The sequence below is a fragment of the Synechococcus sp. H55.8 genome (genome assembly GCF_047462375.1).
Classification (GTDB): Bacteria; Cyanobacteriota; Cyanobacteriia; order Thermostichales; family Thermostichaceae; genus Thermostichus.
In genome coordinates this window covers 1-24,158 of the sequence record NZ_JANSJC010000018.1, presented here as the reverse complement: position 1 = coordinate 24,158, position 24,158 = coordinate 1, and the positions used below count along the sequence as shown (strand labels likewise).

General features: G+C 59.7%; 19 protein-coding genes. 8 read left to right on the top strand and 11 right to left on the bottom strand.

Annotation, left to right across the window (positions count from 1 at the left end):
* Nucleotides 1-25: 25 nt before the first annotated feature.
* Nucleotides 26-2,503, bottom strand: coding sequence for a phenylalanine--tRNA ligase subunit beta (pheT, locus tag NW862_RS08810; protein ID WP_414335353.1), 2,478 nt, complete (start codon nt 2,501-2,503; stop codon nt 26-28).
* A gap of 169 nt (nt 2,504-2,672) precedes the next feature.
* Between pheT and NW862_RS08805 the strand changes: the two genes are divergently transcribed.
* The 3 genes from NW862_RS08805 to NW862_RS08795 all read left to right on the top strand — a co-directional run bounded on the left by NW862_RS08805 (nt 2,673) and on the right by NW862_RS08795 (nt 6,481).
* A complete protein-coding gene (locus NW862_RS08805) occupies nt 2,673-3,209 on the top strand; it encodes a thioredoxin domain-containing protein (protein WP_414335351.1) in 537 nt (178 codons plus the stop codon).
* A 115-nt stretch (nt 3,210-3,324) separates the two neighbouring features.
* Complete coding sequence (locus NW862_RS08800; protein WP_414335349.1) at nt 3,325-4,389, top strand: spermidine/putrescine ABC transporter substrate-binding protein; 1,065 nt, start codon at nt 3,325-3,327, stop codon at nt 4,387-4,389.
* A 565-nt stretch (nt 4,390-4,954) separates the two neighbouring features.
* Nucleotides 4,955-6,481, top strand: a complete 1,527-nt coding sequence (locus tag NW862_RS08795) for a mechanosensitive ion channel (protein WP_414427100.1) — start codon at nt 4,955-4,957, stop codon at nt 6,479-6,481.
* Between the two features lie 191 nt (nt 6,482-6,672).
* On the opposite strand, the gene cydB is transcribed toward NW862_RS08795, so the two are convergent.
* On the bottom strand, nt 6,673-7,722 hold the full coding sequence (gene cydB / locus NW862_RS08790; RefSeq protein WP_414336160.1) for a cytochrome d ubiquinol oxidase subunit II: 1,050 nt from the start codon (nt 7,720-7,722) through the stop codon (nt 6,673-6,675).
* A 217-nt stretch (nt 7,723-7,939) separates the two neighbouring features.
* A complete protein-coding gene (locus tag NW862_RS08785; RefSeq protein WP_414334968.1) occupies nt 7,940-9,373 on the bottom strand; it encodes a cytochrome ubiquinol oxidase subunit I in 1,434 nt (477 codons plus the stop codon).
* 402 nt (nt 9,374-9,775) lie between these two features.
* On the opposite strand from NW862_RS08785, the gene mfd reads away from it, so the two are divergent.
* The 3 genes from mfd to NW862_RS08770 all read left to right on the top strand — a co-directional run bounded on the left by mfd (nt 9,776) and on the right by NW862_RS08770 (nt 15,053).
* Complete coding sequence (gene mfd / locus NW862_RS08780) at nt 9,776-13,243, top strand: transcription-repair coupling factor (protein WP_414427106.1); 3,468 nt, start codon at nt 9,776-9,778, stop codon at nt 13,241-13,243.
* Nucleotides 13,244-13,338: 95 nt separating this feature from the next.
* Nucleotides 13,339-14,274: an ABC transporter ATP-binding protein gene (locus NW862_RS08775; RefSeq protein WP_414427099.1), complete on the top strand. Its 936-nt coding sequence runs from the start codon at nt 13,339-13,341 to the stop codon at nt 14,272-14,274.
* Entirely contained in the window at nt 14,271-15,053 is a 783-nt protein-coding gene (locus tag NW862_RS08770) for an ABC transporter permease (RefSeq protein WP_414334966.1), read from the top strand. Before NW862_RS08775 ends, NW862_RS08770 begins: the two co-directional genes overlap by 4 nt.
* A 7-nt stretch (nt 15,054-15,060) precedes the next feature.
* On the opposite strand, the gene NW862_RS08765 is transcribed toward NW862_RS08770, so the two are convergent.
* Nucleotides 15,061-15,588, bottom strand: coding sequence for a TM2 domain-containing protein (locus NW862_RS08765; RefSeq protein ID WP_414334965.1), 528 nt, complete (start codon nt 15,586-15,588; stop codon nt 15,061-15,063).
* A 264-nt stretch (nt 15,589-15,852) separates the two neighbouring features.
* Here NW862_RS08765 and hemH point away from each other — a divergent pair, with 264 nt between their 5' ends.
* Nucleotides 15,853-16,887, top strand: coding sequence for a ferrochelatase (gene hemH / locus NW862_RS08760; protein WP_414334964.1), 1,035 nt, complete (start codon nt 15,853-15,855; stop codon nt 16,885-16,887).
* Between the two features lie 43 nt (nt 16,888-16,930).
* Nucleotides 16,931-17,338, top strand: a complete 408-nt coding sequence (locus tag NW862_RS08755; RefSeq protein WP_414334963.1) for a VOC family protein — start codon at nt 16,931-16,933, stop codon at nt 17,336-17,338.
* Here the strand turns inward: NW862_RS08755 and NW862_RS08750 are convergent.
* The 7 genes from NW862_RS08750 to NW862_RS08720 form a co-directional block, all read right to left on the bottom strand.
* The gene (locus NW862_RS08750) at nt 17,335-17,913 is read right to left on the bottom strand and encodes an SAM-dependent methyltransferase (protein WP_414334962.1); all 579 of its coding nucleotides are present in this window, start codon (nt 17,911-17,913) and stop codon (nt 17,335-17,337) included. The genes NW862_RS08755 and NW862_RS08750 overlap by 4 nt on opposite strands.
* Before the next feature lie 120 nt (nt 17,914-18,033).
* Nucleotides 18,034-18,804, bottom strand: coding sequence for an RNA polymerase sigma factor SigF (locus NW862_RS08745; protein ID WP_414348813.1), 771 nt, complete (start codon nt 18,802-18,804; stop codon nt 18,034-18,036).
* A 562-nt stretch (nt 18,805-19,366) separates the two neighbouring features.
* Nucleotides 19,367-20,521 carry a tetratricopeptide repeat protein gene (locus NW862_RS08740; protein WP_414334960.1) on the bottom strand — a complete coding sequence of 385 codons (1,155 nt, stop codon included), beginning with the start codon at nt 20,519-20,521 and terminating at the stop codon, nt 19,367-19,369.
* A 24-nt stretch (nt 20,522-20,545) separates the two neighbouring features.
* Nucleotides 20,546-20,851, bottom strand: coding sequence for a hypothetical protein (locus tag NW862_RS08735; RefSeq protein ID WP_414334959.1), 306 nt, complete (start codon nt 20,849-20,851; stop codon nt 20,546-20,548).
* Nucleotides 20,852-20,959: 108 nt separating this feature from the next.
* Nucleotides 20,960-21,748, bottom strand: coding sequence for a hypothetical protein (locus tag NW862_RS08730; protein WP_414334958.1), 789 nt, complete (start codon nt 21,746-21,748; stop codon nt 20,960-20,962).
* A 31-nt stretch (nt 21,749-21,779) separates the two neighbouring features.
* Nucleotides 21,780-23,093, bottom strand: a complete 1,314-nt coding sequence (gene hisD / locus NW862_RS08725) for a histidinol dehydrogenase (protein ID WP_414334957.1) — start codon at nt 23,091-23,093, stop codon at nt 21,780-21,782.
* A 240-nt stretch (nt 23,094-23,333) separates the two neighbouring features.
* Nucleotides 23,334-24,158, bottom strand: an 825-nt coding sequence (locus tag NW862_RS08720) for a hypothetical protein (RefSeq protein ID WP_414427098.1), incomplete at its 5' end; no start/stop codon positions are given.

The following is a 24,158-nucleotide window of genomic DNA, read 5'->3' as shown; positions in this document are numbered from 1 at the left end:
AGCGGTTGGGGCATGAAGCAGTCACTTAGCTGCGCAAGGTAACCGGAAATTGTTTTGCCAACTGGGCCCTCACCTGGTTTTGCAGGGCTTCTACCTCCGCATCTGTCAGGGTGCGATCGGCAGCGCGGTACACCAGGCGAAAGGCAAGGCTGCGCTGCCCCTCAGGTACTCCTTGGCCACGGTACTCGTCGAAAAGCTGCACCGATTGGAGAAGTTCTCCGCCGGCTTGGCGAATGACTTTCTCGATCTCGCCAACCGTGAGGTCAAGCGGCGCAAAGAAGGCGATATCCCGATCGGCAGCAGGAAAAGGCGAAAAGGGAGCAAATTGCACAATGCCTCGTCTCTCCAGGCTTTCCAGTAAGGGATCCAACTGCAACTCAAACCCATAGACCTGATCCGGCAGGCCCTTTTCCTGGCAAAGGCGGGGGTGCAACTGGCCGAACAAGCCGATGCGGGATCCTGCGATCCACAGGCCGGCCTGACGACCGGGGTGCAGCAGCGGCGATTGCGCCTCAGGGGGATCCAGACGCAACTCCGGGCCAAATCCCAGCCGCTCCAGCGCCGAGACCAGCAGCCCCTTGGCCTCAAACCAGTCCATGGGTCGGTTGCGGTGTTGCCAATCGTGGGGATTGGGATCCCCGCCCATAATGCCGCCGACATGCTCGGCCTCTTGGTAAGGGTGGGGGCTGGTGGGCAGGGCATGGGCAAAGACACGGCCAATCTCAAAAGCTTGTAGCGGGCCGTTGCCTTGATCCCAGTTGAAGCGGAAGGCCTCCACCAGGCCGGGCAGCAGCGCCTTGCGCACAGCGGAGTACTCCGGCGAAAGCGGATTGGCGATTTTCACCAGGGAGCTGTCCTCTTCCGCCGGACAGAGGGAGATGTGGTACACCTCCGTCAGGCCAATGCCGCGCAGCACCTCTCGGATCTGGCGCGTGAATGTTTCTCGTGTCGAAAGGGATCCCACCTGCGGCTCGGTGGGCAAGGTTTCCGAGAAGCGGTCATAGCCGTAGAGACGGGCAAACTCTTCGATGAGGTCGATCTCCCGCTCAATGTCCCGCAGGCGATAGGGGGGAACGGCGACCTGCCAAACGCAGCGGGCCACAGTTGCCGTCTCGGTGGCGGGGGAGAGGGCACTCCGGGAGCTGACCTCCTCGCAGCGAGAGAGCCGAAAGCCCAAAGCAGACAAGATCTCTTCCACATCCGCTGCCTGCACCTCGTCCCCCAACACATCGATCAGCCGCGACAGCCGCAGCTTCAAGGTGCGCTCTAAAGGCGGACGTTGGTCGAAGCGGGTAAGGCCTACTACCGATCCGCCCGCCAGCTCCAAAATAAGCTCTACCGCCCGATCCCGAGCCTGATCGAGGGTGGCAAAGTTCACGCCTCGCTCATAACGGGTGGAAGCCTCGGTGCGCAGCGAGTGGGAGCGGGCCGAGCGCCGCGTCACCGCCGGATCGAAGAGGGCTGCTTCCAAAAAGATGCGGGTGGTGGTCGAGCTGACTTCGGTCTCTTCCCCTCCCATGACCCCGGCCAAGGCTACCGGTTGGCCGCCGGCCACAATGAGATGGCTGTCGGGCTGCAGGGTGCGGGTGTGGCCGTCCAAGGTTTTCAAGGTTTCTCCCGGTTGGGCCAGGCGCACTTCAAGGGTGGGCTTTTTCTTGCCCATGACCTGGAGCAGGCGATCCCAGTCGAAAGCGTGCAGGGGCTGGCCCCACTCCAGCAGGATCAGGTTGGTAATATCCACAACATTGTTGATGGGGCGCATCCCGGCGGCGGCCAGTCGGTGTTTCAGCCAGTCGGGGGAGGGGCCAACTTTCACCCCTTCGATCAACACGCCGCTGTAGGCGGGGCAGGCTTTGGCGTCAGCAATGCGCAACTGAAAGTTGGGGATGGGCTGGGCCTGCAGAGGCTTGATGGGCGGCAGGTGCAGCGGGCTGCGGGTGAGGGCGGCCACCTCGCGGGCGATCCCCACCATGCTCAGGGCGTCGGCGCGGTTGGCGGTGGAAGTCAGATCCAGCACCACATCGTCCAGGCCCAGCAGCGGGCGCACATCAGAGCCAAGCGGGTGCAGGCTGAGATCCAAATCGGGCGGAAATTCGTGGATCCCTGCCGAAGCTTTCTCCAGTCCCAGCTCGGCCAAAGAACAGATCATGCCCTCCGAGATCACCCCGCGCTTGTCGGCTTTGGCAATGGTAAGGGAGATGGCGGGCAAATAGGTGCCGGGCGTGGCCACCGCTACGAGGATCCCGGCGCGAGCGTTGGCGGCTCCACAGACAATGGTTGCAGGCCGATCGGATCCCAAATCCACCTGACAAACCTGCAGCTTGTCGGCGTTGGGGTGAGGCTCGGCAGCCAAGATCCTGCCCAGAACGACGCCGTCTGCCCAACTGCGGCGATCTTCGATCTCTTCCACCTCAAACCCTGCCAGGGTGAGGGCTTCCCCCAGTTCTTCCGGTGCAAGTTGGAAATCCACCAGTTCTCGCAGCCACTTCAAGGAGATGCGCATCGCTGAGCCATCGGTCAAACGCCGCACCCATTATCGCTCACCTGGCCCTCTTCTCCAGCCGGGATCCCGGCCCAAAATGTTGCTCTGGCCGGAGCCGGCAGGACAGGCTGGGATGCTAAAACGGTGAGAGCCAGATCCACCAGATGTGCCGATCGCGAGGTAATGAACCATGAGGGAAAACTGGACAGAACGGCTGCGCAACGGGCTGGTTGCCCTGGTGGCGGTGGTCATGGCGGCTGGCCTGTTTTTGGCTAGCCAAAGTCGTCAGGCAGGCACCCACCTAGAAGCTCTGGCCCAAGAGGCCATACCTTGGGAGCAAGCTCAAGCCAACGGCAAACCTTCTTTGGTGGAGTTTTATGCCGATTGGTGCACCACCTGTCGAGCGATGGCGTCTCTCTTGGCCGACCTAAAAAAGGAATTTGCCGATCAAGTCAACTTTGTCATGCTCAATGTGGATAATCCCAAGTGGCTGCCGGAGCTGAGCCGCTACCGGGTAAACGGGATCCCGCATTTTCTGTTTTTGGATCGGCAGGGAGAGGTGCTGGGATCGGCAATTGGAGAACAGCCGCCGTCGATTTTGCGGGCCAATGTGTTGGCTCTGGCCACTGGGCAGCCTCTGCAGTTGACCAGTATTGGGCCGGTGTCTGAGCTGGAGCGGAGTAGACCCACCCTCCCCAATCAGCCGGATCCCCGCAGCCACGGGTAGAGTTTTGGCCGAACAGAAGCACATTCACAACATGCGACATATAGCCATGCCGCTCCCAAAAACTTAAGACAAAGCAGATACGATGTCTTCAACTTTTCCCAGTTGGAGAAACCTCATGAAAAAGTGGATTGCCTCGGCTACAACCCTGGCCTTTTGTGTGCTGATCCTGGCTCTGTTTTGGCCCCATGCCACCCCTGCCCAGAGGCAGACCCTCAACCTCTACATCTGGTCAGAATACATTGATCCCGACATTCTCACGGCTTTTGAGAAAGCCACCAATAGCCGCGTGGTGGTGAGTGTGTACGAATCCAACGAGGACATGATCGCCAAGCTGCGGGGGGGCGGCGTCAGCCAGTACGACATCGTCGTGCCCACCGACTACGTTGTGCCCAACATGGTGGAGCTGGGCCTGCTGCAGCCTCTTAACAAAGACCTGATTCCCAACCTGAGCAACCTGGGCGAGAAATTTGTCGACCTGCCCTTCGACCCAGAGAACACCTACACCGCTGCCTACCAGTGGGGCACCACCGGCATCGGCTACCGCAAAGACCGCCTGCCGGAAAACTTCGAGCGCTCTTGGGGATTGATTTTCGACCCGCAGCAGCAGTACGGCCCCTTTGTGATGATCGATGAGATGCGCTCCATGATTGCCGCGGCAGCCCTCTACCTGGGCTTCGATATCAACACCACTGCTCGCTCCGAACTGCAGCAGATCCAGCAGCTTTTGATCGAGACCAAACGCCGCAGCGCCGGCCTCATCGGAGGCGTAGGAGGCAAAAATCAACTCGTCTCCGGAACGGCCAATGTGGCGATTGTCTACAGTGGCGACGCGCTGCAGGCGACCGAAGAAAACCCCAATATCGGCTATTTCGTCCCTCGCGAGGGCGCTCACATTTGGCTGGACGTGATGGCCATCCCTGCCAAAGCCCCCAATCCTGAGCTGGCCAATCGCTTCATCAACTTCATTTTGGATGCCGAGGTCGGCGCCCAGTTGAGCAACCACAACCGCTTCGCCACCCCCAACGCCGCAGCGCTGCCCCTGATCGATCCGGAAGATCGGAAAAATCCGGCCATCTACCCCGATGAAGAAACCTTTGCCAAACTGGGCTACCTCAAGGTGCTGTCAGGGGAAGAGCTGCGCCTCATCGACGCCCTCTGGACAACGGTGAAAAGTAGGTGAACGACTCCCGACACTCATCTTCGTTGAGTAAACACAACTTAGATAGAGTACGGCTTCACGCTTCACAGACTTGTTTGTACAGAGGTCTCAGCGTGCGGCCACCGTGCGACCCACGGCGGGAAACTCTCCAGAGATTTAACTTGTTCTCCTCAAGTGTAGGACGAACGGCTTGCATCCCGACACTGATTGGCTCTTGAGTCAACACAATTCACCAATACAGTGCGGAGCTTCCCGCCGATTAAGCTAAAGAACTGCAAAAGTTTTCCCCTATACACCTAAACCTTAAATTTTCTTGGGCAGAACCCCTGCAGCTTGGCTCAACCCTTGCCGCCTGTGGATAGATGTAAAGCTTTGTTTCAAGACCTGCCGTTTCTTTTGACATTTGAGGCTTTCTCCCGGACAAACCCAGCTTGCCCAAGGAAGCGCTTCAGGCTAACCTACTTTTATCATTTGTGCATCCTGAGCATTTCAGGCTGTGAGGGTAATTATGGACACCCCTGTAAACACTTTTAGAGATGAGACTGTCTCTTTTTTTGTCAATCTTTGGTCCAGGCTTATCGATTTTATGCCCAATCTGCTGGCAGCGGTTGCCATCCTAGTTCTGGGTTGGATCGTGGCCACGGCGGTGGCCTTCGGCGTTCGGGGGCTGCTCAAGCGGACGCAGCTCGATAACCGCCTGGCTGCTTGGGTTTTGGGGCAAAAGCCTGGCGAGAAGCTGCCGCAAACGGAGCGCTGGGTGGCCGCTGCTGTTTACTGGATCATCCTGGCTTTTGTGTTGGTGGCGGTGCTGAATGCCCTACAGCTTCAGGCCGTCTCCGATCCGCTCAATCGGTTTTTAGGCGAAATCTTTGTCTATCTGCCGCGGCTGGGTGGAGCCCTGGTGCTGCTGGTGGTGGGCTGGGCGGTGGCCACGGTTGCCCGCCTAGCGGTCATTCGGGGGCTGCGGCGCTTTAACTTGGACGAGCGGCTGGTTCAGCCTCTTCACCAAGAGAGTGCTGCCGGTGAGGTGGGTACAGAAGCGGCCACAGAAGGAACGGCTGCAAAGTCAGAAGGGGGGGCTGAGGTCGCTCCTTTTCTCTTGAATGAAGCTCTGGGTGACGCCCTCTACTGGTTGATTCTCTTGTTCTTTTTGCCGCTCATTCTGGATACGCTGAACCTGCGGGGGCCGCTGCAGCCGGTGCAAAACCTGCTGGATCAAATCCTATCGATGGTGCCGCGCATTTTGGGAGCGCTCATCATCGGTGTGGTGGGCTGGTTTTTGGCCCGCATCGTGCGCGGCCTCATCTCCAATTTGCTGGCGGCAGCAGGAGCCAACCGCTTGGGGGCCCGCTTTGGCATTCCCCAGTTGGCCCAGATTGTCGGGACGGTGGCCTACATCTTGGTGTTGATCCCGGCGGTGATTGCGGCTCTCAATGCTCTGGAAATCCGGGCCATCTCGGATCCGGCGGTGGCGATGCTGGAGCAGGTGTTGCGGGCCATTCCCCGAATGGCAGGATCGGCTCTGATTCTGGCCGTCTTTTACTGGCTGGGGCAGTTTTTGGCCGGTTTGGTGACCCAGTTGCTGCAGGCGGTGGGCTTCGACCGCTTGGCTGCCGGCCTCGGCTTGCCCTTGGCCCCTGCTCCTGAAGCGCCTGCCGCTGAAGGGGAGTTGGCGAAGCGGCGCACCCCCTCTGAAATTGCCGGCCTGGTGGTCTGGGTGGGCGTGGTCCTGTTTGGGGCGGTGCCGGCGGTGGAGCTGTTGCAGTTTGCCGCTTTAACCGACATCGTGCAGGGGCTGTTGCTGATTTCCGGGCGGGTGCTCATCGGCGCCTTGGTGTTCGGGATCGGCCTTTACTTGGCCAATTTGGCCCATTCCATGATCAAGAGCTTGGGCAACCCCTCTGCAGGCGTGCTGGCGCAGGCGGCGCGGGTGGCCATCTTGGTTTTCGTCGGCGCCATGGCCTTACAACAGATGGGTGTAGCCACCGACATTGTGGTGCTGGCTTTTGGCCTGGTGCTGGGCGCGATTGCCGTCGCGGTGGCCTTGGCTTTTGGTTTGGGAGGTCGCGATGTGGCTGCCGAGCAGATCCGGCAGTGGCTGAAGCGGGAGTGAAAAGGCCAAATCTGCTAGAGGAATTGCTCTTCCTACCCAAAGAGAGCAGCGCTTCTTAAGGAGTGGCCATGCCACCCATCCGATGGCCCCCTCAAGGTTAACCCTGTTTTGCTTGCAAATGTACCCCGCCTGGCAAAACGCTCCGCGGGGTCTTGATTTAATTAATTAAGTTGAGACTTTTTGCTTTGGGTTTAAGCTGCCTCCGAAACTTTGGCCTCTTCTGGCGTTGCTTCCTGCACCACGATCTTGCCCCGGAACACCACATAGTTGTAGATGTTGTAGGACAAAATAACCGGGATCAAAAAGCCAATAAAGGTGAGCATAAACACCAGCGAACTGGGAGAAGCGGCTGCTTCGTAGATGGTGACGCTGGGAGGAATAATGTTGGGGAAAACCATAAACCCCAAGCCGATAAAAGAAAGGGCAAAGACTAAAAAAGTATAAACCAAAACGCTATTTTCTTCTCGCCGCCGCAGGCTGCGCAGCAACAGAGCCACCAACAAAAGTCCCAAAACGGGGATGGCAGCAAAGATATAGAAAAGAGGAGGCGAGAAAAGCTGAGCGCGCGCCTGCTCCGACATGATGGGGGTGCTGATGGTGATAAACACTGCCCCCAGCAACGTTGTCCAGGTGGCGATGGTTGCTGTCTTGTAGTAGGTTTTCTGCAGCTCGCCGGTGGTCTTAACGATCAGATAGGCCGAGCCGACTAACACGTAGCCCTGGATCAAGGTAAGAGCCACCAACACCGTGCGCCAGGTCAGCCAATCCCAAGGGCTGCCGGCAAAGTGGCCGGCTTCGTCGACGCGGATCCCTTCGAAGACGCTGCCCAAGGCAAACCCCTGGCCCAAGGCCGCCAAAAAGCTGCCCACCCCGAAGGCAATGTTCCACACCAGCTTGTTGTCGGCGTTCTCCCGAAACTCGAAAGAGACAGCCCGCAAGATCAGGCCCACCACCATGATCACCAGCGGAATGTAGAGAGCGTTGAGAATGGTGGCGTAGGCGAGGGGAAAGGATCCAAATAAGGATCCCCCCATCAGCACCAGCCACGTCTCATTGGCATCCCAAACATTGCCCAGGCTGGTCATGAGAATGCTGCGGCGGGTCTCGCTAGAAGCCGTCAGGGAGAGGATGCCAACCCCCAAGTCAAATCCATCTAGCAGAACATAGAGGAAGAGGAAGAGACCGAGGATAAAAAACCAGACTTGCGGTAAAAACTGCTGTAAAGGCTCGAAAGATTCCATCGTCGTTCTCTGTAGTTTATTTCCGACCAGTTCGAGACATGATCCCCCTCACCCGCAGCCCCTCTCCCTTTGGGCCCAAGCGCTCCGCGCCGCTCACGCGACCACCCCCAACCCCTCTCCCAAAGGGAGAGGGGAGTTGGAAATCGACAAGTGGCTTGGCTGCTGTTGGATGAGGAGCCTGCGGTGTCGTCTGGGTTCTGTTGGGGCTGCACCGGTGCTAGCGAGCTTCTGCAGGACGGCGATCCGGCTCGTGGCGGGCAGGCTCGATCACCATCACCGGCTGGGTTGCCGGAACGGGGGCAGGCAGCTCCAGGTCAGGCCCTCTGCGGATGATGCGGCTGCCAAAGTAAAGGGCAGCCACGAAAAACACCGTATACAAAGCAGTCAGGCCGACCAAAGAAAACAGCACCTCTCCCGGCGGCAGCGGCGAAACGGATTCCGCGGTGCGCAGTTGTCCATACACAATCCAGGGCTGCCGGCCCACGCAGCGGACGATCCAACCGGTCTCCACGGCAATGTATCCCAGGGGTGCGGCGAAGACCCAAGCCCACATCAGCCACTTCTGCTGGGAGAGGGCCTCCGCCGACAGCTTGCCCCTCAACCACTGGATCAAGGTAACCCCCATAAGCCCGGCCAGAAACAGGCCAATGGCCACCATTGTCCTAAAGGAGTAGTAGATGAGGCCAATCATGTGGGGACGATTTTGGGGATCCCAAGCTTTCAGGCCCTGCACCGGTCGATCCAGCCTGGGCTTAAACTCCAGCAGATAGCCCAGCGCACCGGGGATCTTCACCTCCCACTCGTTGCGCTCTTCTCGGTCGTTGGGCAGGGCTAACAGGCTCCAATCGGCTCGTTCGCCGGCGGGGATCGTCTCCCACTGGGCCTCCATGGCCGCCAGCTTGGCCGGTTGATAGCGATACACTTGCTCCGCGCTCAAGTGGCCGATAAACACCTGCAAAGGGGCCACCACCAGAGCCATTGCCAAGACCACTTTGAGGGAACGGGAAAAAAACTCGCTGTGCCGCCGCTTGAGAATGTACCAGGCGCTGATGCCACCGATCACAAACAAAGAGGTTTCCAAAGTGGCAAAAAACATGTGCAGAAAGCTATTAACCATGAAGGGATTGACAATCGCCTGCAGGTAGTCGCGCACCACAAACTTCCCATCGACAAATACCCCCCCTGCCGGCGTCTGTAGCCAAGAGTTGGCCGTCAGGATCCAAAAGGTAGAGAGGTTGGCGCCGAAGGCCACCAGGATTGTCGAGATCCAGTGAATCACCGGCGGCACCCGCTCCCAGCCAAAGAGCATGATCCCCAAAAAGCTGGCCTCCAGCATAAAGGCCATCGTGCCCTCAAACCCAAGGACGGTTCCAAAGAAGTCGCCCACCGCCTCAGAAAAAGGGGCCCAGTTCATGCCAAATTGAAAGGCCATCGGCAACCCTGAGGCCACGCCGATGCCAAAGTTCAACACATAGATCTTTGACCAGAAACGAGCGTGGCGATAGTAATCTAGATTGCGGGTTTTTAGCCAAAGGCCCTCTATAACAACAAGATAAATAGCCAGTCCCGTTGTTAAAACCGGCCATAGCATATGGAAAATGGCCGTGAGGGCAAACTGTAGTCGAGAAAGTGCGACGGTGTCTAGAAACATGATTGGCACCCAGTTTGGATGGATAAACTCAACTTTTCCCAACCCTCTCTGCTGCAGTTTGTGCAGGCACGCCTCTAGGTATGTTCGCTGCAGACATCCGTACCCATTTGGATGAGGTCGGGAAGGCTATCTTTTTTGTTCCTCCTAAGATTGCATCTTGACCAGGATCAGCATGGGCTGCTCGACTCTAAAGGTTAACTTTAGGATCCTGAGAGAAGGGGTTTTCTTCGTGTAAAGCAGACTACAGGATAAAGAGGGTTGCGAACTCGGCAGCCTGGGGATCCGCAATCCCGAAATGGCCCGTTGAGGGGCGGGGATAACGCCATGCAAATTTTCCTCAGGGCCTGCCAGAATTGGGATCCCGGCTTGTTGGAGATCCCAGTTGGCAGTGGGGGGTGGAAGATGTCGTTTGTCCCGCTGGTGCGCTTTCTCGCCCAATCCGGCTTGATGCCAGAGTTGGCCGCCCGCTTGAGATCGCGGCGACAGGCAGCCATTCAAGGGGCAGGGCGGATCGCCAAGGGGTTGATGGCCTCGGCTTTGGCCCAGCAGGAGGGGAGATCCCTGCTGGTGGTGACTGCCACTTTGGAAGAAGCAGGCCGCTGGACGGCGCAACTGGAGGGCATGGGCTGGGAGAGCGTGTACCTTTATCCCACTTCTGAGGCTTCCCCCTATGAGCCGTTTGACCTGGAGCCGGAACTGGTGTGGGGACAATTGCAGGTGCTGGCCGATTGTCTCCAGGGCAGAAAGGGCATGGCCGTTGTGGCCACGGAGCGGGCCTTACAACCCCATCTTCCCCCCCCAGAGGTGTTTCAGGCCTTCTGCCTCAAGCTGGAACCTGGCCTGGAGCTGTCGCCGCAGCAGTTGGGGCAGCAGTTGGCCCGGCTGGGCTACCAGCGGGTAAGCCTGGTGGAAAGCGAGGGGCAGTGGAGCCAAAGGGGCGATATTCTCGACATTTTCCCGGTGGCCTGCGAGTGGCCGGTGCGCCTGGAGTGGTTTGGCAATGAGCTGGAACGGCTGCGGGAGTTCGACCCGGTAAGCCAGCGCTCCCAAGATGGGATCCCTTCTGTCTGGCTGACCCCCACCGGCTATGGGCCCATGCTCTGGCCAGCGCTGCAGGAAAAGATGGAGCAGCTCTCCCCCGCCCTGCGGCAGCAGGGATCGCCTCCCCCAGAAGGCCTGCGCCGTTTTCTCGGCCTGCTCTACGATCCACCGGCCAACCTGCTGAGCTACTTGGATCCCAATACCTTGATCCTGATCGACGAGCCGGAGCAGTGCCAGGCCCACAGCCGGCAGTGGCTAGCCCACGCCCAGGAGCAGTGGCAATTGGCCCAGGCTGCTGAGCCGGCTCTAGTGCCCTTCCACCGCCCCTTCGATCTTGAGGCCGCTGAGTGGGATCCCTTCCCCCGCCTGTTGGCCCGTGCCTTTGCCCCTGCTGGCGAGGGGGAAGCTGTCCTCGACCTCAAAAGCCGGCCTGTCCCTGCCACTCCCCACCAGTTTGGATCCCTGGCCAAAACCCTGCGCGAGTACCGCAAGCAACACTTGCAGGTGTGGATCCTCTCCGCCCAGCCCTCCCGCACCGTGGCTCTGCTGCAGGAACACGACTGCCCGGCCCAGTACGTGCCCAACCCCAAAGATTTTCCGACTATCGAGCGCCAGCTCCAGTCCTACACGCCGGTGGCCCTGAAGTACTCCGGCCTAGCGGATCTGGAGGGGTTTCTCCTGCCCACGCTGGGGTGGGTGGTGCTGACCGACCGCGAGTTTTTCGGCCAGCACAGCCTGGCCACCCCCACCTATGTGCGCAAGCGCCGCCAGGCCAGCTCCCGCCAGGTGGATCCCAACCTGCTCAAGCCGGGGGATTTTGTTGTTCACAGGGCCCATGGCATTGGCCAGTTCCTGCGGCTGGAAAGCCTCACCATCGGCGGCGAAACCCGAGAATATCTGGTCATTCAATACAGCGATGGCCTGCTGCGGGTGGCTGCCGACCAGGTCAACTCCCTCTCCCGCTACCGGGCCGGCGGCGATGGCCCCCCCGCGCTGCACAAAATGTCCGGCAGCACCTGGGAAAAGACCAAGCAAAAAGTTAAAAAGAGCCTGCAAAAAGTGGCCCTTGACCTGTTGGAACTCTATGCCAAGCGTGCCCAACAGGAGGGCTATGCCTTCCCGCTCGATTCTCCTTGGCAACAGGAGCTGGAAGACTCTTTTCCCTATCCTCTGACACCGGATCAAATTCGCGCCGTCCAGGAGATCAAGCGGGATATGGAGTCTCCCCGCCCCATGGATCGGCTGCTGTGCGGGGATGTGGGTTTTGGCAAAACGGAAGTGGCCATCCGTGCCATTTTTAAAGCCGTAACCGCCGGCAAACAAGTAGCTCTTTTGGCGCCAACCACCATTCTCACCCAGCAGCACTACCACACTCTCAAAGAGCGCTTTGCCCCCTATCCCATTCAAGTGGGCTTACTCAACCGCTTCCGCACTCCCGACGAGAAAAAAGAGATCCTGGCCCGCCTCAAAAGTGGTGAACTGGATGTCATTGTGGGCACCCACCAGCTTTTAGGCAAGGATGTACAGTTTCGCGATTTGGGCCTTTTGGTCATCGACGAAGAACAGCGCTTCGGCGTCAACCAAAAAGAGAAAATTAAACTCCTCAAAACCCAGGTGGACGTGCTCACCCTTACGGCTACCCCCATTCCCCGCACGCTGTATATGGCCTTGTCGGGGTTGAGGGAAATGAGCTTGATCCAAACTCCCCCGCCCTCGCGGCGCCCGATTAAAACTCACCTCTCCCCCTACAATCCTGAGGTCATTCGCACGGCTATCCGCCAAGAGTTGGATCGCGGCGGGCAAGTCTTTTATGTTGTCAACCGCATTGAAGGGATCGAAGAGACCAGCGCCAAATTGCGGGAATGGGTGCCCGGCGCCCGCATTGCCATTGCCCATGGGCAAATGCCGGAAGGAGAGCTGGAAGCGACGATGCTGGCTTTTAACAACGGGGAAATCGATATCCTGGTCTGCACCACCATTATTGAGTCGGGTTTGGATATTCCCCGTGTCAACACCATTTTGATCGAAAATGCCCAGGAGTTTGGTCTGGCTCAGCTTTACCAATTGCGAGGGCGGGTGGGCCGGGCTGGGATCCAAGCCCATGCTTGGCTGTTCTACCGAGAAGATGGCATCCTCACCGAAGAGGCCCGCAAACGCCTGCAGGCCATTCAGGAATTTACCCAACTGGGATCTGGGTATCAATTGGCGATGCGGGATATGGAGATTCGCGGCATTGGCAACCTGTTGGGCACGCAGCAATCGGGGCAGGTCAATGCTGTGGGCTTCGATCTTTATTTGGAGATGCTGCAAGAGGCCATTCGCGAAATTCGTGGCCAAGAGATCCCGCAGGTGGAAGATACGCAAATCGACCTCAATGTCACCGCCATGATCCCGCAAAGCTATATCCCCGACGAAGATCAAAAGATGCAGGCCTATCGCCAATTGGCTGCTGCCGGCTCTCGGGTCGAGCTGTTGCAAATTGCCCAGGAATGGCAGGATCGCTTTGGCCCCCTGCCCAGGCCTACCCAGGAGCTGCTGCGGGTGATGGAGCTGAAGATTTTGGCCCGCAGGCTGGGCTTTTCCCGTATCAGGCCGGCCAAGGAGCATGTGCTTCTGGAAACTCCCATGGAGGAGCCCGCCTGGAACCGCCTCAAGGAAGCGCTGCCCACTCACCTACAGCCTCGCTTTGTTTACCAGCCGGGCAAGGTGACGGTGCGGGGCCTGGGGATGGTGCCTGCGGCGCAGCAACTGGAGAACCTTTTGCAGTGGCTGGACAAAATGGGCTTAGCCCTGAGCCGGATAGAGGCCGGGATCCCAACAGCCACTTAGTCCTGGCTGCGGGGCGGGGCTTCTGCTGTGAGAAACTGGGATGGGTGCCCGGCCTTCCTCGGGTTGGACTTTTGCACTCCCCGTTGCCTTGCCTCATGAAAGTCCTCGAAGCTCACCACCTCCAGAAAACCTACCGGCAGGGGGGCAAGCAGGTGCGGGCGGTGGTGGATGTCTCTCTGACGCTGGCGGCAGGGGAGATCCTGGCTTTCTTGGGGCCCAATGGAGCCGGCAAGACCACCACCATCAAGATGATTGCTGGGCTGATCCAGCCGGATGCCGGCACGGTGCGCATCCTGGGACGGGATCCCCACGCCGATGCGGGTGCGCTGGCCCAGGTGGGGGCGGTGCTGGAAGGCAACCGCAACCTCTACTGGCGGCTCACCCCCCTGCAAAACTTAGAGTATTTTGGCGTGCTGCGGGGGCTATCCCCCAGAACGGCTCGCCAACGGGGGCTGGAGCTGCTGGAGACCTTTGGCCTGCTGGAAAAACGGGATGTTGCCGTGCAAACCCTTTCGCGGGGTATGCAGCAGAAGGTGGCCATTGCTGTTGCCCTGCTGCACCAGCCGGTTCTGCTGTTGCTGGATGAACCCACCTTGGGGCTGGATGTGGAAGCGGCGCAAGCGGTGAAATCCTTGATCCGCCAAATTGCCGCTTCGGGTCGGGCCATTCTCCTCACCACCCACCAACTGGAGATGGCCGAGGCCCTCTCAGACCAAGTGGCCGTGATCGAGGGGGGGAGAATCATCTGCCAGGCCCCCACGCAGGAGCTGATCCGCCAGTTTGCCGGCGCAGCCAGTACTTATCGGATTGAGTTGGAACAAGACCTGGATCCCAGCCGGGCGGAGCGCCTGCTCCAGCAAGGGGTGGAGATTCTCGGCTTCCATCAGTTGCGCTTTGGCGGCTCTTCAGAGGCGTTGTATCAGGTGCTGGAGATCCTCAAGCCCTTGCCCCTGCTTAGCATTAAGCGAGAGGAAGCGGATCTCACCCATGTTTTCCTCAAGCTGTTAAAAAGAGGGGATGGGCGAGGATGATGCAGGCGATACACCTGTTTTGGGCCGAGCTGAAGCGGGCCTGGATCCAGTACATCCGCTATCCGGCAGAAGCCCTGGGCGGGATCCTGATCACCACCTTTTTCTTCTATGCCCTCTTTGCCGGCGCTCAGTATGTGGCGGGGCCGGCCTCCCAATTTGGCGAACGGCTGGACGCGGTGGTGATCGGCTATGTGCTCTGGACGCTGGTCATTTTTGTGGTGAACGATATTGCCCTCAACCTGCAAGTAGAAGCCCAGACAGGCACCTTGGAGCAGGTGTTGCTCTCGCCCTTTTCGGCGGCCACCCTGTTTTTGGCGCGGGCCTGCGCCAGCTTGGTGTTGCGCTTTTCCGTCGTCGCCGTTATTTTGGGCGTCATTTTGCTGTTGACAGGCAGCCGGCTGCGCTTTCCTCCCACTCTGTTGTTGCCCCTCTTGAGCGTGGTGCTGGGGGCCTATGGCTTCTCGTTTTTGCTGGGATCTGCTGCCTTGATTTGGAAGCGCATCCAACAACTGCTGATCCTCAGCCAATTCGGCCTGCTCTTTCTCCTGGCCACCCCCACGGAAGAGTGGTCGGGATCCCTGAAGTGGCTGGGGCAGATGCTGCCCATGACGGCAGGGGCCGGCTTGCTGCGGGATCTGATGGTGCGGGAGGCGGGCTTGGATCCCCTGCGGCTGCTCATGGCTCTGGCCAGCGGCCTTTTCTACTTCGGGCTGGGCCTGCTGGCCTTTCGCCGGGCGATGCAACTGGCCAAACAGCGGGGCATCTTGGGATCCCAGTAGGACGTTGTCAGAGGGAGCGCCGGTCGCCAGGGGAGCGCAACAGGTGAGGGAAGTGGTACTCCACTGCGCCGGTAGCCAAGTTGTTCTCGGGAGAAGCGATGCCCCGCCGGCTCAGCTCTCGCAGCGCTTTTTCAATCTCGTCAAAGTCAGCAGGCAGCTCGATGGCGACTTCGGAGAGGGTGAGGATCCCTTGTCGCTGCTGCGCCAGCCGCAGGATCTCCCGCATCAAAGCCTGTCCCTTCAAAGGCTGAGGCGGGGCCGAGACGGCTTTTGCGGGAGCCGGAGAGGGCCGCACTCCTTGCAGGACGGCCAGCTTGAAGTTGTAATCTTCCACCATGCCCGGGATCAGAAACAGGTCGATCAACTGGCCGAAGCCCAACAGGCCGAAGGTCAAAAGCCAGAGAATGCCCGTCACGGTTTTGCCCAGATAGAGGCGATGGACGCCACAGATCCCGAATATGCCCAGCGCCCAAAGGATGTAGGTGGTGCCGACAGATTTGGGCTCGGCAGGGGGCAGTAGGTAGCGAGAACTCATCGTTTTTCTCCGAGAGACCCCACGCTACGGCGCAGCAGGGGAGGGACAGAAGGCTTGGCGACGAGGCTCAATGTCCCAGAGCCAAGCGTATAGGTATACGATAGCTTCACTTCGCTGCGCCATCAGGTGAGGCTGGCCTGCTGTTGCCGCTTTCACCAACGTCGGCTAGGTGGATGAGAAAGGCTGCAAAAAAACTTAAGGCCACTTTCCCGCTGTGGGATAAGACCCCCTACAGTGGATAAAGAACGATGATTGAGTTTTGCTATGTCCAAAAGCGGCGTGCTCCTGCTGAACTTGGGGGGACCAGAGACCCAGGCCGATGTGCAGCCCTTTCTCTACAACCTATTTGCTGATCCCGAGCTGATCCGCCTGCCGTTTCCCTTCTTGCAGGGGGCTTTTGCCTGGGCCATCTCCGCGCTGCGGGCCGCAAAATCCCGGCGTAACTACGCAGCCATTGGGGGGGGATCCCCCTTGCGGCGCATCACAGCCGAGCAAGCGCGAGAACTGCAGGCCCACCTGGTGGCCGAGGGATACGACGTGCCGGTGTATGTGGCCATGCGCTACTGGCACCCGCTCATCGAGTCGGTGGTGCAGCAGATCAAGTCGGATGGGATCACCCGCCTGGTGGTGCTGCCGCTCTACCCGCAGTATTCCATCAGCACGACCGGCTCCAGCTTTAAGCTGCTGGATCGGCTCTGGGCCGAAGACCCGCAGCTGGGCCGCATCGAGCGCTGCCAGATCAGCTCTTGGTACGATCAGCCTCAGTACGTGCAGGCGATGGCAGGAGCCATTCGGGAACAATTGGATCGGTTTGCCGATCCCGAAAGGGTGCATGTGCTGTTTAGCGCTCACGGCATTCCCGAAAGCTATGTCACCCAGGCCGGGGATCCCTACCAACAGGAAATGGAAGCTTGTGTGCGGCTGATCTGGCAGCAGGTGGAGCGCCCCAATGACCACACCCTCTCCTACCAAAGCCGGGTGGGTTCGGTGCGGTGGCTGCAACCCTATACCGAACGGGTTATCCCGGAGCTGGGAGCGCGCGGGGTGAAGCAGTTGCTGGTGGTGCCGATTAGCTTTGTGTCGGAGCACATCGAGACCCTGCAGGAGATCGACATCGAGTATCGGGAGCTGGCCCACCAGGTTGGGATCGCCGATTTTCGCCGGGTGCCCGCCCTAAATGCCGACCCGCTGTTCATTGCCGGCTTGGCGGCGCTGGTGCGGCCTTATTTGCTCACCTCGGGCTTGGCCGCTCCTGCCTTTGTGCCTGCGGCTGTGGCTCACTCTGTTCTCGAGCCCTGAGCCAGACTAGGGTAAAGCAACAGAACTACCCCACGCGGTTGCAATGCTGATTTCCGGTGCCTTGGTTAGCGTGGCTACCCCGGATTTACCCCGTCTACAGCACTTCTATCAGGCTCTCTTGGGGATCCCTCCTCAAGCTCAGCTCCCAACCGAGGGGGAGCCGGTGTATGTGGAGTTTCGTCTGCCAGGGTTGCGGCTGGGCCTTTATGGCAGCCGTCACCCCAACTTTGCTGCTCAAGCCGGGGCGATGAGCCTCTGCTTGCAGGTGCAGGATTTACAGGGATCCCTGACAACGCTGGAGGGGCTGTCGAAAACTTACCGGCTCTCCATCTCCCCCCTGCGGCAAGCTTTTCACGGACAGGAGGTGGATTTTCAGGATCCCGATGGCAACCGGATTGTGTTGCACCAGCCTTCTGCGGCTGTTTGGGAAGTGATGGCCTGGGAGGGCTAGATCTGCCACAGGTAGATGGTGTAGGTGTTGATGACATCCGATACGGTGGTGGTGGCGGTGGGGGGCCAATCTCCCATGTCGAAGGAATGGGTAACCAAGCGGGCGCCAGGCCGGAGCTGTGAGCGCAACTTGTCTCGGATCAGCAGGTGGGAGCGGGGCAGCAAATAACAGCTCACCACTGTCGCCGGGGCTAAGTCCAAATTAAGCAAATCCTGCTGGAGAAAGATGACTCGATCCTGAACTTGGGCTTCTTGGGCCCGCTGTTGGGCTTCGAGGATGCGCTCCGGGTCGATATCCACCCCCACACCCCGCGTGCCAAAGCGCTGTGCCGCTCGAATGAGGATGCGGCCATCCCCACAGCCCAAGTCGTACAGCACATCTTCGCGCCCCACCTGGGCCAAATCCAGCATGGCATCGACAACCGAGGGCAAGGTGCGCACATAAGGAGCCAAGCTGAGCCGGTTGGGCTGGCCGTGGAAGAAGGGATCCCTGCCGAGCAAGTTGTGGTTCAGCTTGGGCTTGAAACCGCGAGGTGCTGAGGGTTGATCCCGAGAAGAGCGCTTTTTTCTATTCATCAAATATATTTTGATCGGTGTTCCCATTAGTCTAGCAATCTATTGCAGTACCGAGGCTCCGGCATTTTACTGGATGGGAAAGCACCGTCAATCGCCTTGGCCCAAACACTTTAAAAAATATCAAAAAATATCTTGATTCAACAACTTGGCCAGGCGTTCCAGCCCCTTTTTGACCTGGCGGGAAACAGTAACGGCGCTGATCCCCAGCCGCTCTGCCGTTTCTTTTTGGGTGAGGTCGTAGAAGAAGACAAATTCCAAAATCTGGCGGGTGCGCTCTTCCAGCTTGGCCAAGGCATGTTGTAGGCGAATGCGATCTTCTTCGGCCAGTTGAAAACTGCGGTAGCGTTGATCTGGAACGACCTCGCCTAGAGCAACGCTATCTTCCCCGGTTTGAATGGGGGCATCAAGGCTGAGCAAAAGGCTATTTTGTTGAGCCAGTTCCATCTCTTGCCATTCCCGGTCCGTCAGTTGCAAAGCTTCTCTCACCTCGGCCTCAGAGGGGGGACGGCCCAACTCTTGCCGCAGACGGGCGATCGCCTTCTTGGCTTGTCGTTGCAGAGTCGTCCAGCGACGTGGGATCCGCAAGGTGGAGCTTTTGTCCCGCAGGTAGTGTTGAATTTCTCCGCGAATGTAGGGCATGGCGAAGGAGCTGAAGGCCAGGCCGCGGGTAATATCGAAGCGTTCAATGGCTTGAATCAAACCCAAGCAGCCGATTTGTACCAAGTCATCGTACCCCTCATTGCATTGGTTACTCCAGTGATGGGCTTCTTTGCGCACCAAGCCCAGGTTCATTTCCACCAGCCGGTTGCGCAGGGCCGGATCCCGAGTCTGGTGGTACAGTCGCAACAGTTCGGCGGTTTGGGCTTTAACTTCTTCATGTTTGGATGCCATAGACGCACCCACAGCTCGGGATCCAGAATCGCCAATACTAGCTTTAGTCAAAGATAGGGGAGCCGCGGCTGTCGATGGCGTTGGCGGCTCGGAGGCGTCGAGAGGAGACCGCTGAGGAGCTGTTAGCATAGACAATTACTTTTTTTCTTTTCTTTACTTTCTGAGCTGGAGTCATTCAAAGCCGGATCAGTACCCAAACAACTCAAAGACGGCGGATGCTTAGCGACACCTATTTTCTCCAGGCCAGACTTCCCCTGGAACCAACCGCGAAGAAGCTTGCAGGCAGACAGTATCAGGTTGTGTCCATGAAAATGCTACCAGATGTTAACAAGAACACAACTTGCCCCCGAGATCTGCCAGGAGCTGGAGTGTTCTCAGTTTGCTCAGGTTTTTCGCTGTAAGCAACAGCATCCCTACGGAAAATCAGCGGGTTTCCTCTGCATTGGGCGGAGCCACCAGATTGCTGTTGCCGGCCCATCCTCTGGAACTCAGGACGCAGACGATGAGCAACTAAAGTTGCTTACGGGCTTTTCCGCCCCGCACGAAATACGGAGCTACCAAGCTATCCCTCTGTGTCGGTTCCAAGGCCGGAGAGGGCTGTCAGGAAGGCCGTAAAGCTCGGCTCACTGCGAATGAGGTCGAAATAGGGCTCAGAGGAGAGCAAGGGGCGGTAGCGCTCCGGCTGCAGGCGCAGGGCTTGCTCCAAGGCTTGCAGAGCCTGGGGCACCTGACCTTCCCAGGCGCAGCAGCAGGCTTTGGCGTAGTGGGCCTCGGCATCTTCGGGATCCATCTGCAGGGCCCGGTCAAAACTCTGGATGGCCAGCCCGTAGAGGTTCAAGTCCATCAGCACCAGGCCGCGCTGCACCCAGATCTGAGGGCGCTGGGGATCCTGGGCCAGGGCGCGGTCGTAGCTGTTGAGAGCTTCCATCCAGTTGCCCAGGCGGTGGTGGGCAAGGGCGTGGCCGGCCCAGAGGGAAGCCGATGCGGATCCCAGTTGCAGGGCCCGTTCATAGCTGGCCAGGGCCTCGGCGTAGCGCTCCAGGTGCACTAGGGCCAGCCCGCGACTTTGCCAAACCTGGGGATTGCTGGGGTTAATGGCCAGGGCTTTGTCGTAGCTAGCTAGGGATCCCTGCCACTGCCCCAGCGAGGCCAAGGTTAGCCCGTGCAGATACCACGTTTCCGAGCTATCGGGGCGGAAGGTGAGAATCTGCTCGTAGGCGCGCAGGGCCTCTTGGTAGCGGCCCAGTTGCCGCAGCGTGTTGGCCTGGTTAAAGCGGGCCTCAAAAAAATCCGGCTTTAGGTGCAAAGCCCGCTCGTAGCTGGCCAGCGCTTCCTGGTGACGGCCGAGATCGTCCAGTAGAGAGCCGCGGTTGTTCCAGGCTTCGGGAAAATCTGGCTTCAGCTCCAGGGCACGATCGTAGCTGGCCAGGGCAGCTTGGGCCTGCCCCAGGTGGTCGAGGGTGGTGGCGCGGTTGTACCAGGCAATGGGATCCTGGGGCCGATCTGCCACCGCCTGTTCGAAGGGCTGCAGTTGGGCCCCCTGTTCCACCGTAAGGGCAGAGAGGTCAACCGCCGTTGCCGGCCAAACAGTTGTCGAGTCTGGGGGAGCAGCCTGCTGCTGTCGTCGCAGCCACCAGGCCCAGCCGCCGGCCAAGAGCAACAGGCCCACCCCCAGCAGCAGCACACCCACATCGCTCGGAGCAATCGCAAACGGCATGACCCACTTCCTCGCCGCGCGACTTTACATCATCACCAAAAACGGCAGGGGATCGCTGGGCCCTGCCGGCGAGATCAGCTCGATGCGTTTTTCGCCAGGGTAGGTGCTGGGATCGATCTCAAAAGTTACGGTCAGTGCCTCGGCAGTGGCCTGCACCGGCCCTTGGGAGCGCCCCAAGGGATCCCCGAAGCTAACCCGGATCCCTTTGCCCGCCGGGCTGACGCGGATCTCCGTCACTTGATCCAGATGGGATCCCTCCAGTGTACAGACGATAACATCGCCCACAAAGGCTTCCAGAGGCCATCCCCGCCGTACCTGCGGTCTTGACATGCTCGCCCCACTCCTTGGTTATCGACGTTGCCCTTGGATCCCTTGGCCCTGCTGCGTCGCCCGCGGTCTTGGATCCGCTAACGCCAAGCTCAGGGCTATCGAGAAGGGCTACCTGATGTTTAGCCCAAAGTTCCCGGCATGACAAATGGCCGCTGACCCTGCGGGAACAGCCCCAATCCAGCCCTCTTCCAAACCCGAGGAATCGGGGACGGTCAGCGTGGCCGTTCCCCGCACCAACCAATCGGAAGAGGAGCCAACGCTCACCAGCCGCGGCACCTCTTCCAGGCTATCGGCCACGGCAAACAGCACCCGCCCTCGCGCCTGGGGATCCCAGCCCAGCAGCTCGGCATATCCCAGGGCCGGCGGTGGCTCCCAAACCTGTACCGGCGGGATCCCGGTCGAGTCGGTGGGCAAGGGCCAGATCACCGCCCGATCCCAGCTCAAATCGGTTTGGAACCAGCCTTCGTACTCCCGCGCCAGCAGAGTGTTGTCCTGCCAGGCCAGAGGCAGGATCATGGCAAAATCCAAGGGCTCGGCGGGGTCGTACACAGACGCTGAAGCTTGATAGATCACTTGCAAGGCTTGGGTACGAGTGTTCTTGGCAAACAACACACTGGTCAACCGACTGGCCTGAGGGGTGGCCACCAAATCCAGCCGCGTGTACACCTGCCACTGCGGATCCGGTGCCGGCAGAGGCCGGCTGCGCAGCAGGCCAATCAGCGTACACTGCCGTTGCCGCGCCTGCTCCTGCAGGGCATACACCCACTCCCACGGCACGGCCAGCGGCGGAGAAGGGATCCCCTCCGCAGCCGCCATCGTCGCCAACAGCAGGGATCCCATGGCCGCAGACAGAGCCCCTCTCCACCACCGCCCCTTTCGCCAGACAGAAGCTGCCATCGTCACCCAACCTGCGGCCAGGCCAAACTCTCTAGCTCCCCTCGGCCAAGCGCAGTTGCACCGAGCGGCCATGGGCGGGCAGCCCCTCCGCTTGTGCCAGAGCTTGGATCGCGCCAGCCACCTCCTGCAAAGCTGCCGAGCCGTATTGGATCAGGCTGGAGTACTTCAGGAAGGTCTCTACCCCTAGAGCTGAGGCGTAGCGAGCCGCCCCCGCTGTGGGCAAGGTGTGGTTGGGCCCGGCCAGGTAGTCTCCCACCGCCTCTGGAGTGTAGTGCCCCAGGAAGATTGCCCCCGCATGGCGAATGGGATCCAGCAGGGCCCAGGGATCCGCCACCTGCAGCTCCAGGTGCTCCGGCGCGAACTGGTTGGACAAGTTGACTGCTGTCGCCAGATCCGGCACTACGGCAATGAGCCCGTAGTTGGCCACCGCCTTTTCCACCATCAGGCGATTGGGGTGGGTCTCCAGTTGGGCCGCCACCGCCTGCTGCACCTGTTGGGCCAACTGGAGATCGGGGGTGAGGAGAACGGCCGCCGCCAGGGGATCATGCTCGGCCTGGGCCAGAAGATCGGCGGCAACATAGAGGGGATTGGCGCTCTCGTCGGCGATGATCAACACCTCGGAAGGCCCTGCCAGCGAGTCGATCCCCACCGTGCCGTACACCAGCTTCTTGGCCAAAGTCACGTAAATGTTGCCGGGGCCGGTGATTACATCCACCTTGGGGATGGTCTCGGTGCCATAGGCCAGCGCCGCAATGGCCTGGGCCCCGCCGACGCGATAGATGGTGTGGATGCCCACTTCTTGGGCGGCCACCAAAATAGCCGGGCTGATCCCCTTGCCCCCCAGCCCGTCCGATCCCGGTGGGGTCACCATGACAATCTCGGGCACCCCCGCCACCTTGGCCGGAATGGCGTTCATCAACACGGTGCTGGGATAGGCGGCCCGCCCTCCTGGAATGTAGAGGCCGGCGCGGTCCACGGGGCGGTACTGCTTGCCCAAGACGATCTCAGGGCCGGGAAAGCTCACCCAACTGCTGGGCACCCGCTGCCGGTGAAAGGCTTCAATGCGCTGTTTGGCCAGGCGCAGGGCCGATAGCAGTTGCGGCGATACCGCCTGGTAGGCCGCCTCCAGCTCCGCCCCCGAGACCTTCAGCTCCGCCACGCTCAACTCCACCTGGTCAAACTCAGCCGTGTAGGCCAGTAGAGCGCGATCCCCCTGACGGCGCACTGCTTGCAGGATCTCCCGCACAGTGGCCTCACGGTGCAGGTTCTGGTCAGCCTGAGTGCGCTCCGAGATCCGTCTAAGCTCGGCTTCAGCCTCGGTTAGCTGGGTGACGATTCTCAGCATGGCAACTCCTTCGCCTAGCGTGCCGTAAGCAGATGGTAGCGAGGGATCCGGTGGCATCGCGGTAGCAAAGCAGATCCTCACTCCACCGGTTCGTGGTGGCCAGAGGAGCCATCCTCGGTCAGGGATCCCGTCTGCACCTGGGGTGATCTGCTATGGTCATAGCTTAGCCTGGATTTTCCGCGGCCAAGAACCGGCCATGGCGCTTTGAGGACGCTGTTTGAAAAGCAGCTTCCTCTGCTTTTACCAGCGCAATTCAGCCGATTTGATTAAATTGCGAAAGTCGTGGATCACCTCTTCGCAGCGGCGGAAAAAAGCCAGTACCCAGTCCCGCAGCACCTTTTGTTGAGATTCGTCCAGCTCCTTGAGGGTGCCCCGGTAGTGGATTTGGCCGCTGCGCTCGATCTCGAACTGGTTGAGCCACTCGGCTGAGGATCCCTGGCGTTCCACCACTTCCTGCCGCGCTGCCTTCCAATAGTTGACGATCACTGCCTTGCCCAAATAGCCGCTTGTGATCTGGCAGAGGCGATTGAGAGATTGCACAAAGACATCCATCTGCATGCGGCTGCCTGTCGCTGCCGGCTGGGTCGCCTCCTCCCTTGGTGTGGGCTTGCCTTCTGCTAGGGTGGAGCTGGGTTGGGTAGGGTTCCGGACGGCCTCCGCCTGGCTGGTCAACAGGCGAAAGGTGGCCAGGCCCTTCGGCGTATCCTGTTGCAGCTCGGCTCGCAGGCGGTTGACGGCCAAGGTGTAGACCGGCATCACCAGCTCGTCATTGACCGCCACCAGCAACACCCACTCCGGCCCTAAGGGGTAGACAAAGACTCGTTGCTCGGCAAACTGAAAGTCAAAGTAGTCAAGGCCTGGGGGCATGGTCTGCAAAACCTGAAACAGCCCTTCGGCAAGGGCCTGCTGCTGCCGGCTGTCCAAGTTCTGAAAAGAGCGGTAGAAAAAAGGGCGGCCTGTCCGACTCAGGAGCGCCACCCCCATCACCCCCCGGATGGACAAAAAACTCTCGAGTGTTTCCTTCTCCATGCCCCTCAGGAGCCAACTCGGCCAACACAGCAGAGT

What these genes read in the sequence shown, in the direction of transcription:
- pheT (WP_414335353.1), bottom strand. Translation starts at nt 2,503, where the DNA reads ATGCGCATCTCCTTGAAGTGGCTGCGAGAACTGGTGGATTTCCAACTT.
- NW862_RS08805 (WP_414335351.1), top strand. Translation starts at nt 2,673, where the DNA reads ATGAGGGAAAACTGGACAGAACGGCTGCGCAACGGGCTGGTTGCCCTG.
- NW862_RS08800 (WP_414335349.1), top strand. Translation starts at nt 3,325, where the DNA reads ATGAAAAAGTGGATTGCCTCGGCTACAACCCTGGCCTTTTGTGTGCTG.
- NW862_RS08795 (WP_414427100.1), top strand. Translation starts at nt 4,955, where the DNA reads ATGCCCAATCTGCTGGCAGCGGTTGCCATCCTAGTTCTGGGTTGGATC.
- cydB (WP_414336160.1), bottom strand. Translation starts at nt 7,722, where the DNA reads ATGGAATCTTTCGAGCCTTTACAGCAGTTTTTACCGCAAGTCTGGTTT.
- NW862_RS08785 (WP_414334968.1), bottom strand. Translation starts at nt 9,373, where the DNA reads ATGTTTCTAGACACCGTCGCACTTTCTCGACTACAGTTTGCCCTCACG.
- mfd (WP_414427106.1), top strand. Translation starts at nt 9,776, where the DNA reads ATGTCGTTTGTCCCGCTGGTGCGCTTTCTCGCCCAATCCGGCTTGATG.
- NW862_RS08775 (WP_414427099.1), top strand. Translation starts at nt 13,339, where the DNA reads ATGAAAGTCCTCGAAGCTCACCACCTCCAGAAAACCTACCGGCAGGGG.
- NW862_RS08770 (WP_414334966.1), top strand. Translation starts at nt 14,271, where the DNA reads ATGATGCAGGCGATACACCTGTTTTGGGCCGAGCTGAAGCGGGCCTGG.
- NW862_RS08765 (WP_414334965.1), bottom strand. Translation starts at nt 15,588, where the DNA reads ATGAGTTCTCGCTACCTACTGCCCCCTGCCGAGCCCAAATCTGTCGGC.
- hemH (WP_414334964.1), top strand. Translation starts at nt 15,853, where the DNA reads ATGTCCAAAAGCGGCGTGCTCCTGCTGAACTTGGGGGGACCAGAGACC.
- NW862_RS08755 (WP_414334963.1), top strand. Translation starts at nt 16,931, where the DNA reads ATGCTGATTTCCGGTGCCTTGGTTAGCGTGGCTACCCCGGATTTACCC.
- NW862_RS08750 (WP_414334962.1), bottom strand. Translation starts at nt 17,913, where the DNA reads ATGAATAGAAAAAAGCGCTCTTCTCGGGATCAACCCTCAGCACCTCGC.
- NW862_RS08745 (WP_414348813.1), bottom strand. Translation starts at nt 18,804, where the DNA reads ATGGCATCCAAACATGAAGAAGTTAAAGCCCAAACCGCCGAACTGTTG.
- NW862_RS08740 (WP_414334960.1), bottom strand. Translation starts at nt 20,521, where the DNA reads ATGCCGTTTGCGATTGCTCCGAGCGATGTGGGTGTGCTGCTGCTGGGG.
- NW862_RS08735 (WP_414334959.1), bottom strand. Translation starts at nt 20,851, where the DNA reads ATGTCAAGACCGCAGGTACGGCGGGGATGGCCTCTGGAAGCCTTTGTG.
- NW862_RS08730 (WP_414334958.1), bottom strand. Translation starts at nt 21,748, where the DNA reads ATGGCAGCTTCTGTCTGGCGAAAGGGGCGGTGGTGGAGAGGGGCTCTG.
- hisD (WP_414334957.1), bottom strand. Translation starts at nt 23,093, where the DNA reads ATGCTGAGAATCGTCACCCAGCTAACCGAGGCTGAAGCCGAGCTTAGA.